General features: G+C 48.8%; 12 protein-coding genes. 11 read left to right on the plus strand and 1 reads right to left on the minus strand.

All coding sequences use genetic code 11. From position 1 onward, the window contains the following. The first annotated feature begins 119 nt into the window (after window positions 1-119). From JRI46_02320 to JRI46_02360, 9 genes are all read left to right on the plus strand, one after another. Complete coding sequence (locus JRI46_02320) at window positions 120-1,385, plus strand: U32 family peptidase (GenBank protein MBW2038421.1); 1,266 nt, start codon at window positions 120-122, stop codon at window positions 1,383-1,385. Between the two features lie 12 nt (window positions 1,386-1,397). Then, window positions 1,398-2,906: a cobalamin-dependent protein gene (locus tag JRI46_02325; protein MBW2038422.1), complete on the plus strand. Its 1,509-nt coding sequence runs from the start codon at window positions 1,398-1,400 to the stop codon at window positions 2,904-2,906. Between the two features lie 424 nt (window positions 2,907-3,330). After that, window positions 3,331-4,341 (plus strand): (Fe-S)-binding protein, encoded by a 1,011-nt coding sequence (locus tag JRI46_02330; protein ID MBW2038423.1) that lies wholly within the window; start codon window positions 3,331-3,333, stop codon window positions 4,339-4,341. A gap of 1 nt (window position 4,342) precedes the next feature. Further along, the gene (locus JRI46_02335; GenBank protein MBW2038424.1) at window positions 4,343-5,542 is read left to right on the plus strand and encodes a lactate utilization protein; all 1,200 of its coding nucleotides are present in this window, start codon (window positions 4,343-4,345) and stop codon (window positions 5,540-5,542) included. Then, complete coding sequence (locus JRI46_02340; protein ID MBW2038425.1) at window positions 5,542-6,225, plus strand: ubiquinone/menaquinone biosynthesis methyltransferase; 684 nt, start codon at window positions 5,542-5,544, stop codon at window positions 6,223-6,225. Before JRI46_02335 ends, JRI46_02340 begins: the two co-directional genes overlap by 1 nt. 89 nt (window positions 6,226-6,314) lie before the next feature. Continuing rightward, the gene (locus JRI46_02345) at window positions 6,315-7,742 is read left to right on the plus strand and encodes a patatin-like phospholipase family protein (GenBank protein ID MBW2038426.1); all 1,428 of its coding nucleotides are present in this window, start codon (window positions 6,315-6,317) and stop codon (window positions 7,740-7,742) included. Between the two features lie 134 nt (window positions 7,743-7,876). Beyond that, the gene (locus JRI46_02350) at window positions 7,877-8,782 is read left to right on the plus strand and encodes an MBL fold metallo-hydrolase (protein ID MBW2038427.1); all 906 of its coding nucleotides are present in this window, start codon (window positions 7,877-7,879) and stop codon (window positions 8,780-8,782) included. Window positions 8,783-9,103: 321 nt separating this feature from the next. Then, window positions 9,104-9,814 carry a hypothetical protein gene (locus JRI46_02355; GenBank protein MBW2038428.1) on the plus strand — a complete coding sequence of 237 codons (711 nt, stop codon included), beginning with the start codon at window positions 9,104-9,106 and terminating at the stop codon, window positions 9,812-9,814. A gap of 207 nt (window positions 9,815-10,021) precedes the next feature. Continuing rightward, complete coding sequence (locus tag JRI46_02360) at window positions 10,022-10,327, plus strand: hypothetical protein (protein ID MBW2038429.1); 306 nt, start codon at window positions 10,022-10,024, stop codon at window positions 10,325-10,327. Between the two features lie 200 nt (window positions 10,328-10,527). On the opposite strand, the gene JRI46_02365 is transcribed toward JRI46_02360, so the two are convergent. Beyond that, window positions 10,528-12,678: an aldehyde:ferredoxin oxidoreductase gene (locus JRI46_02365; protein MBW2038430.1), complete on the minus strand. Its 2,151-nt coding sequence runs from the start codon at window positions 12,676-12,678 to the stop codon at window positions 10,528-10,530. Between the two features lie 448 nt (window positions 12,679-13,126). On the opposite strand from JRI46_02365, the gene JRI46_02370 reads away from it, so the two are divergent. Next, window positions 13,127-16,456: a PAS domain S-box protein gene (locus JRI46_02370; GenBank protein ID MBW2038431.1), complete on the plus strand. Its 3,330-nt coding sequence runs from the start codon at window positions 13,127-13,129 to the stop codon at window positions 16,454-16,456. 17 nt (window positions 16,457-16,473) lie between these two features. Further along, window positions 16,474-17,457, plus strand: a complete 984-nt coding sequence (locus JRI46_02375; protein MBW2038432.1) for a diguanylate cyclase — start codon at window positions 16,474-16,476, stop codon at window positions 17,455-17,457. Window positions 17,458-17,490: the final 33 nt, after the last annotated feature.

Consider the following 17,490-nt stretch of genomic DNA (forward strand, 5'->3'; position numbering starts at 1 on the left):
AAGCATCTTCGAAAATTACTATAGCACTAAGACTCCTCTTCGTCAATTGGGATTGAATGTGAATAGATATACTCGGCCTCTCTTGAAAATTAATGGCCTACGTGTTAAATAGAATCATTATGAAACTACGGGTAGGAGCCAATTGGGATATTTCATTTCTTGACGCAATAAAAGGGACATCGGTGGATGTCCTCTTTGGCAAACTTCCCTTCGATATTGTGGGAGGGGCGAGACCTGGGTTCGTCCTTCCCCAAGTGGATAGAACAGATGTGCAACAATACATTCAGGCCTGTCATGAAAGGGGATTGGAGTTTAGTTACCTGCTGAACGCCCCCTGTCTTGGAAACCTCCAATATTCCAGAAAGGGTTATCGACAATTGATAGACCTTCTAGAATGGATCGACCGATCTGGGGCCGATTCAGTCATTATCGGCGTCCCATACCTCATCGATCTCGTACGGAAACGCTTTCCCCGGCTCAAGGTCAAGGTCTCCACCACAGCCCGGGTCAATACCACCCGAAAAGCCCTTCAATATGAAGAGATGGGCATCGAGGAAATCATCATCGATGAGCACATCAATCGGGAGTTCAAAACTCTAGAGGCGATCAGAAAGGCGGTGAGTTGTAACTTGGAGCTGATCGTTAACAATATCTGTCTCTGGCAATGTCCTTATAATTACGAACACGTCAACCACGATGGCCATGCCTCAAGGGAAGGGGAGCAAGAAAATTACTGCTATCTCCAGTATCCAGGTTATCTCTGCCTTTATAGAAAACTGACGGATCCTGTAGAGCTCCTGAAATCCCCATGGATTAGGCCCGAGGATATTCACTATTATGAGGATCTGGGTTACAATCATTTCAAAATCACAGAACGGTTTAAACGGACTCCCCTTCTGCTCGAACATGTTCGGGCCTATGAAAAACGCCATTATGATGGAAATCTCTTAGATCTCTTTACCCTCCCAAGAAAGGGGGCATTCACCCCTATCCATCTGGAGTACTTTATCAAACCTGAACATATCAACATCATGAAGGTCTCTGAATTAAGGAATGTATTTGACTTAGAGGTTCGGGAACTCATTCAAATCGACAATAATAAGTTGGATGGCTTTCTTGAACATTTTAAGACAAAGGACTGCAATCAGACCACCTGTTCTCAGTGCCGCTACTGTGAAGGGGTTTTTGAAAAGGTGGCGGTGGTGAACAAACCTGAATCGAAGAGGGCCGCCCAAAGGGTAAAAGATTTCTCTGAAAAGCTCATTACCGGAGAGATCTTTGAAATACCCAAATCCCATTTTATCTTCCGTATTCCATTTATCAAGTCCCTTCTAAAACAACTTCTCAAGTGGCGATTAAAAAAAGACCAACAAATTTATCCATAGGGAGATCAAGAGATGAGGTTTTTGTTAGTCGATCCACCCCATAAGATCTGGACCATCCTCAGGGCTTGGACACCCTCCCCGGGATGTCTTCAGATATTGGCCTACTTAGAAAGAGAAGGATTCGATATCGATTACATGGACTGCACACTCAACGATAACCCATGGGGCGATCTGGAGGAAAAGGTCCGGAAGGAAAAACCTGATGTCATTGGCATCTCCGTCAACTGCACAGCCTTCCTCTATGATGGGATGAATGCCGCCAATTTGATAAAGGCGGTTAGCCCTCAATCGATCATCATTATGGGGGGTGAACATCCTTCCTTTATGGCAGAGGAGACGCTCAGGGATTGCCCTGCCATTGACTTCATCTGCGTCGGGGAGGGCGAGGTGACCCTCACTGAGTTTCTGCGAGCAGTGGAGAAGAACGGACAGGACCTCTCTAAGGTCTTAGGCTTGGCCTACCTCAATGAAAAGGGAGAATTCGTCTATACCGGAGACCGTCCTTTCATCGAGGATCTCGATATCCTTCCGATGCCTGCTTATCACCTCGCCAAGATGGAACATCCCTTTGTGAACCTCCCCTCTGAAGGGCAGAGGGGACTTGTGGTCAATTTTTCAAGGGGATGTACATGGGATTGTATCTTCTGTTCAGAGTCGGCCTTTTATAAACGAACGTGGAGGAGAAGAAGCCCAAAATTGATCGCTGACGAATTCGAGCTCCTCAAAGAGAAATACAATCGGGATACATTCTATGTGGGCGACAATACCTTCAATATCACCAAGGATCAAAGCATTGGCTTCATTGAGGAGATGCTCAAGAGGAAGACAAATCAGCGCTTCTGGTTACAATCCAGGGCTGACCTCATCATCCGGGATGAAGATTTACTGGACGGTTACAGGGAGGCAGGTGTATATCAGTTTATGATGGGACTCGAATATCATAAGGATTCTGTGCTCAAAGATATCCGAAAGCGCCACTCGGTAGATCAAGCCCGAAAGGCCATGAGACTCCTTAAGAAACATAAACTGATGGTGATGGCGACCCTGCTCATCGGCCATTGGGAAGAGACAGAAGAAGACCGTAAGGGTTTTCTAAAATTCTTCGGGAAATATGTGGATCATTTTGGACTAAACCTGATCACCCCCCTTCCTGGAACGCCGTTTTTTTATAAAATGAAAGAGATGGGAAGAATAGAGGACTGGGATTACCGTAATTACGATTATATTCACGCTGTCATGCCGACCAAAGAGGCCGACAACCTGGAGCAGGTAAACCTCATCTATAAAGATATCATGAGGCGCTACTATTGGCAACCTCTGGAGTTATTGAAGCTGTTCTCTCCCAATCCGATTTTGAGGCATCACCATCGGTATTACATCACCAAAGTGGCCTTCAATATCATGATGCATGAGGTCTTTGGAACGCCGATGTGGGTACAACCCAACTACCAAGAGTATAAAGACTATTTGGTAGACAGGGAAGGGGCATTACCCGGAGAGTTGATGACCTTGGCCAAGTAATCGAACTATTCCCTCTGGAGGGCAATCCTCCTTCTGGAGATGAGGGTAATAAGGACAAACTTCAAGGTGAAAGATTTTTCAATCTGACCTCGAAAGGTGAGGTTGAAGAGGTTGGTGTCTCCTTTGATCTGGCCTGCCCCTCACTCCCATCATCTAATGGTCCTGGCGGGGATCTCGCCATCCTAGCCCTGGGGTTGAGCCTCTTCTTGGGGTACGTCGGCTAGATCTTTCTGGCCATATCCCACCGAGGATACCTCATGCGCAATGGCTGGTTGATCAAAGAAGGCCCTGCAGCGCAACTGAAGGAGAGCCCAGAGGTAAAGGCCCTCTACCTGGGCCAGGGTGGTAAAATGTCTTGACTTCGCGCTCCCTGAAAGTTATATAAATTTAATTTCTACAAACTGATAGAGAAAAAGGGAGCTTCATGCCAAAAAGAGGGGAAAGGCTTGTCCCGGAAGGGCTGCTCCTGCTCAGGAACAACATCCTTACCAAAGGGAACATCTTCGGCGCCTCCTCCAAGGCCAAGTGGGCCTCAGGGCTGGGGCTTCCCTCCCAGGGGGAGACGATATTTTTCGCCGGATGTGGTTATCAGTTTTTAGGTGGGGCCGAGGCCACCTTGTCAGCCGTTAGGGCCCTGGACAAGAGGGGGCTGGCCTGGGAGAAGACCCTGGGGGTTACCAAATTCCTCAATAGGCTGGGGATAAACGTGGGAGAGCTATACGGCAAGCTGACCCTTCAGGCCCGCCTATCCGGCGAACCCCTGCGCTGTGCAGTCGAGGTACTGCGGAGGATGGGGATGGAATTCGGCTATCTCTCAGAAGAGGAACCCTGTTGCGGTGCCCCCCTCTACTATGCCGGTTTCCAGGAGGAGTTCGCCGCTCGGACGGCCGAAACACGCCAGACCTTGCAAAACAGAGGGATCAAGAGGGTCATCGGGATAGTCCCCTCCTGTACCTATGCCCTGCGGGAGCTCTTCCCCCGCTTCCTGAAGGGGTGGGGAATGGAGGTACACCACTTCTTGGAGGTGGTGTGGGAGGGGATCAAAGGGGGGATGAAGTTCCGCCTACCGCAGGAGGTCAGGGTCACCTACCATGACCCCTGCGTCTTGTCCAGGTACCTCGGCCTGATTGAGGAACCCCGGGAGATCCTGCGCCGCATCGAGGGGGTGGAGTTGTTGGAGGTGGAGCACACCAGGGGGGAGTGGTCCACCTGTTGTGGAGGGGGAGGAGGATTTGAGGTGATCTTTCCCGAGGTGAGCCATATCCTGGCCGTCAACAGGGTGAAGGAGCTCCTGCAGACCGGTGCCTCGATCATCGTCACCTCCTGCCCTGGCTGTCTCATCCAGCTCAAGGAGGGGGTCAAAGAACTAAAGGCACGGGGGGTGGAGGTCATGGATATGGCCCAATTGCTCCGCAGCGCCCTGCCGGAGGGGTGAGATGCCCGAATTCAAGGCCTACAAAGAGAGATTGAGAAAGGCCGCCCGTGATCCAAAGATCAGTTTGGCCCTAGAGAGGGCCATCAGGAGCTATCGTAAAAATGTTGATGAGGCCCTGAAGAAATTCCCCCATACCCTGGAGTTGGCCGAGGAGGTCAGGCGGATCAAGGAGGAGTCCATCTCCCGCATGGAGGACTTGGTCGAGCAGGCGTGTGAGACCATCCGAGAGAACAAGGGTGTGGCCTTTGTGGCCCGCACCCCTCAGGAGGCCCTGAAGATCATCGATGATATTGTGGGTTCTGGTAAACTCATCGTCAAGGGGAAGAGCTTAACCGGGGAGGAGATAGAGCTCCGCGAACACCTCGAGGAGCAGGGGAACGAGGTCTACGAGACAGACCTGGGGGAATATATTATCCAGCTATTGGGGACAAGGCCGATGCACCTGCTTGCCCCGGCCATCCATGTCCCCAAGGAGGATGTGGCCAAACTCCTATCCCGGGTCACCGGGCATGAGGTCCCCCCGGATATCAAGGCCGAGGTGGCCACGGTGAGGGAGATCCTGCGGGATAAGTTCTTCCGCGCCGATGTGGGGATGAGCGGTGCCAATGTGCTAGCGGCGGACACCGGCACCCTCTTTCAGATAGAAAACGAGGGGAACATCCGACTCTCAACCTCCGCCCCTCCTGTCTACATCGCCCTGGTGGGTATGGAGAAGGTGGTCCCGACCATAGAGGAGGCCTTCAAGGTAGCAGAGGTGACTTGGAGGTTTGCCGGCTATACAATCCCTGCCTATGTTAACCTCGTCTCCAACCCCAGTAAGACAGGAGACATCGAGAAGACCACCACCTATGGGGCCCACGGCCCCAAGGAGATGTACGTGATCTTTCTGGATGCAGGGCGCAGCCAGCTCGCCAAAGACCCCGTGTTCCGGGAGGCCCTCTATTGCCTGCGCTGTGGCGGCTGTCTCTACGAGTGCCCCCTCTTTGCCGCCACTGCTGGCTACTTCGGTGACAAGTACTTCGGCAGCATCGGGGCCATCTGGACCGCCTTTGTCACCGGAGATCTAGTCAAGGCTGCCCCCCTGACTTACTCCTGCCTCAACTGTGGGCGGTGCAAGGTGCGTTGCCCCATGAAGATCGATGCCTCCCAGATGTGCCTGGAGCTGAGGAGACGGATCGTAGAAGGATCACCGACAGACTGATGGAAAAACGGGAGTTTGTGCGCCGCAGCTTTGCCTCCATCGCGGTCAGTTACGACCTGCTGAACACCCTGCTCAGCTTCTGCCTGGATAGGTGGTGGAGGAGAGAGGCCGTAAAGGTCCTAGGTCATTTGGACAAGGGGCTTGTGCTGGACGCCTGTGCTGGGACCATGCGGTTGGGGAAGAACTTTTTGCGCAGGTGGCCTAAGGCAAGGGTGTTGGCCCTCGATTTCTCCCTGGAGATGCTGAGGGGGGGGATAAAGAGGACGAAGAACTCTTCCATCATCCCGGTATGCGGTGACGCCGAGGGGCTTCCCTTTCGAGACGAGACCTTCGACAGGGTAGCAGTAGGCTTCGGGGTCAGGAACCTGGAGGACCCACAGAGGGGGGTCGAGGAGCTGTTCCGGGTCCTCAAGAGGGGAGGGAGATTGGTGATCCTGGAGTTCGGAAGACCCACCCTACCCGTATTCAAGGATCTCTATCGATGGTACCTCTCGCGGGTCATCCCCTGGATTGGGGGGCTCATCTCCCGCCAAAAGGAGACCTATCGCTACTTGCACGATTCCATCATGGCCTTTTATGAGCTGGAGGAACTGGTGGCCGTGATGAAGAAAGCGGGCTTCTCCCAGATCCGCTGCCGTGAACTGACTTTGGGCATCGCCAACCTGTACATAGGGGAGAAATAAAAGGGGGCACCCATTAAAGGGCACCCTGTCAAGAGAAAATACCTCTCCATCGCAAAAATGATATTTTTTGCAGGGTGGAGGTAAGTCGTATGATGTTGAAGATGAAGTATTATTGGATCATAACGATTTTTATACTCATACAATTGTTTCTTTCAGCCTGCGCCACCTTCCCTTATTATAGTCACTATAATGTAAAAGCCGATCCTCAAAAGAAAATAACACACAAGCCAAAAGCTCCTTCAGGTGCTTATTTGGCTTCAGAGGATGTTCAGTGGGAAGTTGATTGGCAGTGTCGAAACAACTGGCAGTTTGACAAGAATACGATGTTTTTTAACCCAATTGATGCCTGCCCAAAAAATGATAATAACTTTATCGGCATTGCTATCTCAGGAGGTGGAAGCCGTTCCGCGGTATTTTCTGCAGCAGTATTTTTTGAATTGGAACGCTACGGAATTCTCCAACAAGTTGATGTAATATCTTCTGTTTCTGGAGGTTCATTTACGGCAGCATATTACGTACTCAGTTGTGATGACGCGCGGAATTGTCCACCTACCGTGGAAGGACCCGATAGGTTTAAGTGGGATCCAAAGGATGTGTTTCCAAAGCTGGAAAGGAACTTTATTGCCAGATGGATATCAAACTCGTTTTGGATTGAAAATATAGTACGTTATTGGTTAACTTATTATGACCGTACCGATGTTATGGTGGAAACTATCGCAGACAATTTGTATGATAATTCTTTGTTAGGAGGTAAAGGTTTTCGTTTCCAAGATTTGAACCCTCAAAGACCTTATTTGATTATCAATGCTACCAATAATACGGAAAATGTTAGTGAAACACGGATCTTTTCTTTTACAAGGCAACACTTTGATGAGCTTCAATCAAGTTTAGATAGATACCCAATTGCCAATGCCGTCATGGCTTCATCTGCGTTTCCAGCAGTTTTTCAGTCCGTAACACTGAAAGATTTCTCTAAGAAAGATGATCAGTATGTCCACCTCTTTGATGGTGGTGCATCTGATAACCTTGGCATATCATCTTTAAGGGAGATCCTGGAAAGGAACAATGATAGCGACTCAAAAAAATTAATAATTCTCATTGACGCATATAATCCAACCCACGGGAAAAATCCAAGAGATCCAAATCCAAGAAGTTTTATTGATTACTTTGTTGATACAAACTTTCTCGATGCATACGAGACTTTAATGGCTGAATTGCGTCATGGAAAGACGAATGAGCTCCAAAAATGGTTGGAGGAAAACAATGGAAAACTGGTTCATCTGCAATTTTCAGACTTGAAAGAGAATCATCCTGAGCTATATGAAACCGTGAAGAAAATAGAAACAAACTTATATATAAAGCGAAATGAAGCAGCTTGCTTAAAGCATGCTGCTAGAATTTTAGTGCGAGAAAAAATGGATGAGTTAAGAAATAATAGCCTTTGGGAAGGTTTAATTCAATTTCCTCCGAGAAAAGGATATGAACTTCAACCATGTACAACGAAGCGAGAAAAATAGCAGGAAACTTCCATTTATTTACATTATAACGGGTATTGCGATAGGTTTGTTTTCATTTCAATAATTTTGTCATATATGCTAATAGGTTATTATAAATCGTGAGGGGACTTTTTAGGTTCCAGGCGAGGAACGGTTTGATCTTCAACCGAACAGGTAGGGTCAGGGACGATTTCTACGTTTTGGGCCATCCCTGGTCGCCCGTCTACCTTTTGGATGGATGGCGGCCGGTTCTTTTTGAGGCCGGCTTCTGCTGTCTGGGTAGAATCTACGAGGAGGCCATTCGGGCGGTTTTAGGAAGGTGCAGACCAGAGATTCTTTTTATTACCCATGTCCACTACGACCACTGCGGTGCGACGTTCTACCTCAAGAAGGTCTTTCCCGGGCTCCAGGTGGCCGCGTCATCAATAGCAGCCCAGATCATAGAGCGACCAAACGCCCAAAAACTGATGAGAACCTTGAGCCAAAACGTAATTTCGTTGGTTACTGGGGTGGATAGGACCAAGCTGCTTAATGAGCCCTTCGAGCCATTTAAAGTGGATATGATCTTAAGCGATGGACAGGTGGTTGAGCTTGAAGAGGGTTTGACCGTTCAAGTTCTGGCAACCCCTGGCCACACCCGCGATCTTCTAAGCTACTATATACCAGAAAAAAAGATTCTCATCGCCACCGAGGCTGCAGGTTGCGCTGATCTGACCGGTCACATCGTCACGGAGTTCCTAGTTGACTATGAAACCTACCTAGCTGGGCTGAAGCGCCTGGCTGCCTTAGAGGTGGAGGTCTTATGTCAGGGGCACCACTTTGTCTTTGTCGGTGCGGCGGTCAAGGACTTTTTTGCCCGCTCTATCGAATCGACCGAGAGGTTCAGAGCCAGAGTGGAAGAGCTTTTGCGGGCCGAAAGGGGATCAGTCGAGCGAGTCGTGGCCCGGATTAAGGCTGAAGAGCACGACGACAAACCGTTGCCTAAACAGCCAGAAAAGGCCTACCTACTTAACTTAAGGGCCCGGGTGAACCATTTAGCTGAGAGACTTAGGGATATTTAGTGGCCAAGGGCCAGACCCTGGCTTCTTACGGTGCAGTGGCACCTTGCTTTGAAGGGCGTAAGTACAGAGGGAGGGGTCAGGTATTGCACTATACCATTTGATTTCCTATATTGTTCTCACAGCGTGACTAAAAGTGTAAAGGTTGCCAGCCAGGTGGTCTGGAAATTGGGTGACAGGTAACCCCTCCGATTTGTTGTCCTCCGGCCCTTTTGGGCTTGAGTCTCTTTGCCATTCATGCAATACTCCATTGTGTAACTTTAATACGATCCTTAAACACGCACCAGAAGGTCAAGCGCCGTTTTTATGTAAGGACGAATCTTCATGTTCAATCCCCCGTTTTCAGGTTCCATTCCCATCTATATTGCGCTGGGGCTGCTTATCGTTAGCCTTGCGCTACTCATTGGATTCATCTACAAACGAGTGCAGCGCCTCATTCGTCGTCTGCGGCGCAGACCTGTGGCCCGGGTCGGTGTCGTTACCAGCACGCTGCACCTGCTCCTGATTCTGCTGGCGATTGCTGTCGCGGCCGCCCTCTTGTTCCTGTTTGCATTTATCCAGTCCTACACCGCCTTCACACACCGCGAACTGGCTGCCACGGTGTATTGTGCATCAGTGCCCGATGCGAAAGACGAGGCGATCCTTGAGCTTGTGACGCTTGAATCGCCAACCGTCGCCCACCTTCGTCAATATCGGCTGCATGGCCAACAATGGGCCATTGAGGGGCACATTTTAAAGTGGGACGACTGGCTCAACTTCCTCGGCCTTCGCACGATGTACAAACTCACACGTGTGCGCGGTCGTTACCTTCGGGCCAAGGACGAAGTGAACAAGCCTGCTACCGTGTATAGTTTGGTTGCCAACGAAGAGGATCCCCGCTGGCGCTGGATGTACGAATATGGTGCACGCCTACCCTTTGTACATGCTGTTTACGGCAACACGGTATTCACCTTTCCCTCCGCAGCCAAGACCTTTCGAATCTACGTAACCACATCGGGCTTTATGATTGAAGAAGGGGAGGAAGAAAAAGAATAAAACCCAGCTCTTCAGTTCTGCGCCCTAACCAGCATGGCGGGGACACGGTTATAATGTAATACCTTACCTTAGATTTCTTTACGCTAGCCACAAAAATCATTGACTCCTGGAGGTCAAAAGAGTAAACTATTTTTTAGTTGGAAATATCACGACAAGATCAACAGTTTAAGACTGTTTCGGTCACCATGCGAGAAAAGGAGTCTCGTCATGGAGGAAGAACGGGAAAGGAGAACTGCTATCCGGGTTCTCTCGATGAATCTGGTCTATGTAGATCCGGAAAAGACAAGCTCAGTCGTCCACAGTCTGGGGAGGACCCTGGAATTGAATCTGGCGGGGGCAACCGTCGAGGTGGTGGATCAACTTCCTGTTGGGACCCTCCTCGAGCTTGAGCTCGCCATCGGCGAAACGCTCATTACCCTTAGAGGCCAAGTGAAGAATGTCCAACCTTCTGAGTCTGACCTTTACCGCGTCGGTATCCAGTTTATACCACCGGGCACGGTGCGCCTGGCTTGATCACCTCAGGCAGGCATGGACTCATATAAAATCTGGCCAATGGGTGATTCTACCCCTTTCACCTTAGATCGTCATCCCGATCTTAATCTCATCTTCCGGAAGACCCAGGCTCAGGTAACCCAAGACCTTGTAGTCTAGAAATCTACTAAATTCAAGGTATTAGGCAGGTCATCTTGGAAGTCTGCTTAAGGATTTCATTGTCAGCCTTTGGCCCCATATTTTTCTATGAGGGCCTGAGTCTCTGCGTCCGACAGGTCAAACTTGGCCAGGGTCTCTTGTGTGGGGACGCCATTTCGATCATAACCTTTTTCTTTATATACGGCATCGCATAGTTCTTGGTACTGTTTCTGGCGGATGCCGATAAGGAGATCAAGTCGTTGCTGGAGGTTTATGGGCAACCTCTCCTTACTACCTAGCATCTCAGCCAATTGATTATCGTAGCGTTCCTGCCGCGACCTGTATTCTTCAACAAAGACAGGGCTCATGGCGCGCAAAGGGATCTGATCGTGCCCTCGGGTACCTACACCATGCCTGAGATTTATGAGTTTCTGCAAGGTGTAAAGACGTTCTGAATCTTTGAGTAGATCATCTAAGGTCTTGTTGATCCCCACAGTCCCGTTGTAGTATTCTACAAAGTATTGGGCGCTGGGAAGGTTTTTGGCTGGCTCAGGGGTATTGGCGGCCTCTGGATGTCGCACATCGATCCAAGGAAGCTTGCACAGTCCTGTAGCGTTAAACCAGGTGCGAAACAGTGGGAACCACTTAAGGGCCTTCGCCTTCAGTTCGAAGGTAGGCAGCTCGTTGTGTACCTGATCCATGAATATCATCCAAGCCTCATCATGCTGTGCCCCTTTGAGGGCGAAGCCGTACCCCCCCTGCTGGGCCAGCGACTCTTTGGTAATGTACATAGAAAACTCAAGTCCCTTGCATTCCATTCCAAATTTTCTCAATTCTTGGAGTATGGTATCTTTATCCCCGTTATTGTTACGACCGTAGGTCTCAGCGACCCAACCCTTAAGGAAACGGACTCCCTTTCCAGCTATTTTCCCGAATCCCTCCCCTGAGGCAATCTCGTGGACCAGACGTAGTACCCTCTCACTATCTCCCCACATGAGGGGATGGCCGATATCATCGGTCGTTAAGAATCCACGTTGGAAACATTCCATGAGAAACGCCATGGTAACCCCTGTCGAGATGGTATCGAGGCCATACTCGTCACAGTACCAGTTATACTCTAGGGCGAACTGGGGATCGAAGATGCCTGTTGCTGGTCCGATAGCTGCTGTCTCGTATTCCGGGCCATCTACACTTACCTTCCTGCCTCTGTAGGGGCCCGATTTTAGGGTGATATCCTCCACACCTTTGGCACAGGCGAGGTTGCATCCATAATAACATCCGTCCTGGTATCCAGAGGAAAAATACTCCTTTTTAAAGACGCCGCTATAGAGACGGTGAGCCTCTTCATGGGTACCCACCTGATAGTTGTGAACCGGCAGTATATCGTATTTATTCATGTAGTCAATGAGGACAATGGTTCCCCATGCCCTGAGGTTCATATAGCAGGGATCCTGGGTCCTGATAACATGTTTCAGCTTACGCCCAGCTTCTTTAACCATCTCTGGGTTGGCAGGACGATTGGCCTTGGACCTAGGGAGGCTATTTGTGACTACAATGGCCTTTAACCCTTTGTGCCTCATCACAGTCCCTGTGCCGCCCCGACCTGCCTGCTTTGAGCGGACACGCCTGCGCCTGGTGTCGTAAAATAGGCTGTTGATGATACCAAAGGAGGAATTTTTTCCTCCTATGCCAGTAGCGATTGCAGCGACATTTTCAGGCCCTTTCCCCTGGCAAAGGGTCTCCATCAGTTCGGTTGCATAGCTTATGGCACCCTCTCCCTGGGGGGCTTTAATCAGTCTGATCTTTCCTGCATCTCCATCAATAATGAGGACTACCTCCTCAGGGGCGATACCTGTGATCGCCAAGGCATCGAAACCGGAAAGCTTGAGCAGTGGGGCAAAGTGTCCCCCAACATTGGAGTCGATGAAGGTCCCTGTCAGGGGAGAGATGGTGCCTGCTATGAATTTTCCAGTGCCTGGGAAGAGGGGTTCTGCCCCCAATGGCCCTCCAGCAAGGACAAGGATGTTCTCTGGACTGTCATAACGGGTCTTTTCATTGGTCCCATCCCAAATCAGTTTTAAGGCATACCCCCGACCCCCAATCCACCTCTCCTTGAAGTCATCGGGTAGTATCTCAGTCTCTATCCTGCTACCCGTAAGGTCAACCCTCAGTATCCTGTCAGTATATCCCCGGACTATCTCAGCAGGGGTGTAGTCCATTTCGGCAATAATCATGGATTCGGCTCCGTCGAACAAAATAATATGAACCTAAATTAATAAAGCAGGGTTTGTATGTCAAGGATTATAACCACCTTTTTTTCTTGAACACCTCGGCCCGAAGATATAATTAAACTTGGTTCTTCTCCAAAAAAGTTGCTAAAAAGGCGCCAATAGATACAGGGTTCCAGGGGCCAAGGGGTCCAGTGGTCGAGTGAAATACGCTAAAATCCTTCATTTTGAACCCTTGACCCCTTGAATCCTCCAAAAAAAGGAAATCCCTTATCGTAGGTTTCAGGGGGCAAGTGACAAAAAACGTCACTTTAATGGGCAATAAAAGCTACGTTATCTATATCTATTCCCTTGTTCTCATAACCTATGAACTTATAAAGACTTCTACAAAGGGAAACTCTCAAGTTTGGCATAAAATATGCTTAAACACCAAAGGGAGCATTTGAGGATGGTAATGATCGCAAAAAAGAAGATCTTGCGCATGCAAGCCGCCCCAAAAGAGATCACCGGGCTCAAACGGCCACAGGAGGTGCTGCGAGAGAGCGAGGAGAGATACCGCGCGCTCTTTGAACACTCCAGAGATGCGATCTATATTACTACTCGAGAGGGCAGGTTGGTTGACGTTAACCAAACCTTTTTGGATCTCTTTGGCCATACCAGGGAAGAGTTGGAGGGGCTGGACGTGCGTGAGACATACGTTAATCCCGATGACCGGCTAAGATTTCGGCAGGCGATAGAGCAAAAGGGATCTGTTAGGGACTACGAGCTGAAGTTACGCAAGAAGGATGGGGCAGAGATGGAATGTCTGCTCACTGCGACTGTGCGAAGGGATAATGAAGGAAACATTCTGGGATACCAGGGTATCATCCGCGACATCACCGAGCGCAAGCGGATGGAGGAAGCATTACGAGAGAGCGAATCTAAATTTAGAGCAATCTTTAACAACGCAGCTACAGGGATAGACGTTGTAGATCCGGAAGGGCATTTTATCAACGTAAATGATCAATTGGCCAAAATGCTTGGATACACAAAAGAAGAGCTTTTACAACTTAGTGCCCTTGACATTACCCACCCTGAAGACAAGAAAACCAGTGAGCAGCAGCTAAAGCTACTCGCTGAAGGAGAAATAGATTACTACCGTATTGAAAAACGATACATCCGAAAAGATGGTAGTATAATGTGGGGAGACCTTTCAGTAACGCCTATTCTAGACGATCATGGCAAGATTGTAGCAATTACCGCCGTTATTGCAGATGTCACCGAACGCAAGCAGGCAGAGGAAAGGATCTTCAGGCAAAGTGCTATGTTGGATGCAATCAACAAGGTCTTTAGAGAGACGTTGACGAGTGAAACTGATGAAGAGGTGGCCAGCACTTGTCTTACTGTAGCCGAGTATTTGACTGGTAGCAAGTTTGGTTTTGTCGGTGAAGTTAATCAGGCCAATCGCTTTAATACCATTGCCTTGAGTGACTCAGGTTGGGATGCCTGTAGAATGCCGAGGTCCGATGCAGTGGCGAAGATTGAAGACATGGAGATACGTGGAATATGGGGCAGAGTGCTCAAGGATGAACAATCCCTAATAGTCAACGATCCTGCCTCCCACCCTGACCGAGTCGGGATTCCTGAAGGTCATCCGCCGGTGACCTCCTTCCTGGGCGTTCCATTGAAACATGCGGGTAAGACTATCGGCATGATCGGTCTGGCCAACAAAGAATCGGGCTATGATCTGGATGATCAGCAAGCCGTAGAAACCCTATCCGTTGCCTTTGTTGAAGCATTGAATCGCAAGCGGGCGGAGGAGGCACTGTATAAGCAGGCACAAATTTTATCTTCTATCCAGGATACAATTGTGATTATCACTCCGGAGATGAAAACCATTTACGCCAACCAAACGGCCAAGGACTTGTTTGGTGACAGGCCGGAGATGTTCACGGAACCGTGCTACCGCTTTTTTAAAAAGAGAGACAATGTGTGTGAAGATTGTCCTGTAATTAAGGTCTTTAAGGATAAAAAGACACACAAGGCAATTATGAAATCCTATGATAAGGATGGTCGAGAGATGTGGCGTTACAATACGGCCTTTCCCTTCTATAATCAAGACGGTCGTCTTATTGCCGCAATAGAGATAGTCACCGATTATACAGCTCAAAAGATGGCTGAGATAGCTCTGGAAAAGGCCAAAGAGGAAGCCGAGGTAGCCACTAAGGCTAAGACTGAATTTCTTGCCAGCATGAGCCACGAGATTCGAACACCAATGAATGCAATTATCGGAATGGCCGATCTGCTGTGTGAGACCCCTTTGACACCTGAGCAGCAGCAATATGTCCAGATCTTCCAGTCAGCCGGGGAAAACCTTTTAAACGTCATCAACGACATCCTTGACATTTCCAAGGTGGAAGCGGGCCAGATTCATCTTGAAACAACCGACTTTGACCTTAGCGATATGATTGAGAAGATATGCGAAGTGATGGCCATTCGCGCCCATGAAAAGGGTCTGGAGCTGATTTATAATGTTATGCCGGATGTCCCGACCGCACTCCTGGGTGACCCGGTCCGCCTGCGTCAGATACTGATAAACCTTGTCGGAAATGCCATCAAGTTCACCGAAAAGGGTGAGGTGCTCATTCAGGTCAAAAGACAGGAGACAGGAGACAGAAGTCAGAAGTCAGAAGACGCAGAAGCTGAATTATTATTTTTAGTAACTGACACCGGGATCGGTTTACCCCCGGAAAAAATAGAGACTATTTTTGACAGTTTCACGCAAGCTGACTCTTCCACAACCCGTAGGTATGGTGGGACGGGACTCGGTCTGGCCATCTCAAAACAACTGGTGGAACTCATGGGTGGACATATAATGGTGGAAAGCAAACCGGGTCAGGGGAGCACCTTTTCATTTACTGCAAAGTTTGCGATTCAGACCGAACCAAAAGAACGTATGGAGAAAATTCCAGTGGACATAAAAGGACTTAAGGTACTTATAGTCGATGACAACGACACGAATCGCATGGTATTGGGAAATACACTTTCCAGATTAGGTGCCATGGTAACAGAGGCGGACAGCGGCGAGCATGGATTTGCAGAATTCAAGCGTGCCATGAAGGCAGCCAATCCATATCAACTGGCAATAATTGACTGTCGTATGCCGGGCATGGACGGATTCGAGCTGGCACGACACATAAAAGAAAGTATGGAGGACATTAAGAACACGGCCATTATGATGCTCACTTCAGATAACAGGAGCGGCGATCTTGCCCGATGCAAGGAACTTGACATAACGTTTTATTTGGTAAAACCCGTGAAAAAGGCAGAACTGCTGGATGCTATTGCTGACATATTGGGCCGCAAAATGAAACCTGTTGTTGGCAAAATTCCCGGGGTAAAGCCCGCCGACTTCGCTAAAATCCGCTTCCTGAACGTCCTGCTTGTTGAGGATTCCGCGGACAACCGTCTGCTTATCCAATCCTATTTCAAGAGGCCTCAAGATCATATAGACATAGCCGAAAACGGCGCGATCGCTGTTGAAAAGTTCAAGTCAGGGAAATACAATCTTGTGCTTATGGATGTACAGATGCCGGTAATGGATGGTTATACTGCCACCCGTGAAATAAGGAAGTGGGAGCGGGAAAATGGGAGAAAGGAGACACCGATTATTGCCCTTACCGCCCATGCCATGAAAGAAGATATTCAAAAGAGTCTTGACGCAGGATGCACTGATCACTTGACAAAGCCGATAAGGAAGGCAAAGCTGATGGAGGCAGTTTCTAAATATGCCAATAAGGGTTAGCAAGTAGGGGATAATTTATGAGCATACTTATCGTTGATGACTCACAGGATCAGCTATTACTCCTTGAATCTATCCTGAAGGCCGCTGGGCATACAGATATTCTCCTTGCAGGATCACCTATTGATGCCTTGAATTATTTGGATATGGACGGTTCTAAAAAGGATGGTGGGGTTGATCTTATCCTGATGGATATTGTAATGCCTGATATAGATGGTATAGAGGCATGCCGTCTGATCAAGGAGAATGACCATCTTCAGGACATCCCGATTATAATGGTCACGGCAGAAACAGAGGCGGTTCACTTGGAATCGGCTTTTGACGCAGGGGCTGTAGATTATGTCACCAAACCGATAAACAAGATAGAACTTCTCGCAAGGATTCGCTCAGTCTTGAAACTAAAACACGAGACAGACCGGCGCAAGGCCCATGAGCAAGAATTACTCGAGATGACACAAAAGCTTGCTGAGGCCAACCAAAAATTGGAGCGTCTTTCCTATCTTGATGGATTGACTGGTGTCGCCAACCGTCGTTATTTTGAAAATTTTCTCAATAAGGAGTGGAGGAGTGGGGCACGAAATAATAAGCCACTGTCGCTGATCATGATTGATATAGACTTTTTCAAGGCTTATAATGATACCTATGGACATCAATGTGGCGATGACTGTCTTAAACAGGTTGTAAAGGCTTTGAGCCATACATTGAAAAGGCCTAGAGACTTTCTTGCACGATATGGCGGTGAGGAATTTGTGGCTATCTTGCCTGAAACAGAGATAAAGGGGGCTGCCCACGTGGCAGAAGCTATGCACTCAAATGTGGAAGCCCTGGGGATTGAACACAGAAGGTCATCGGTCAGTAAAACAGTTACCGTTAGTTTAGGAGTAACATCTACTATCCCAGACTATAATTTAGTACCTAACGTACTTGTCGCTGAGGCCGACAAAGCGCTCTATCAGGCAAAACAGGAGGGACGTAATCGGGTAGTAACAAGAGAAATCAAATAGATTTAGCACACAAGTTATAAACTTGGGTCCCGG

Source organism: Deltaproteobacteria bacterium, from assembly GCA_019308925.1.
Taxonomy (GTDB): Bacteria; Desulfobacterota; B13-G15; order B13-G15; family RBG-16-54-18; genus JAFDHG01.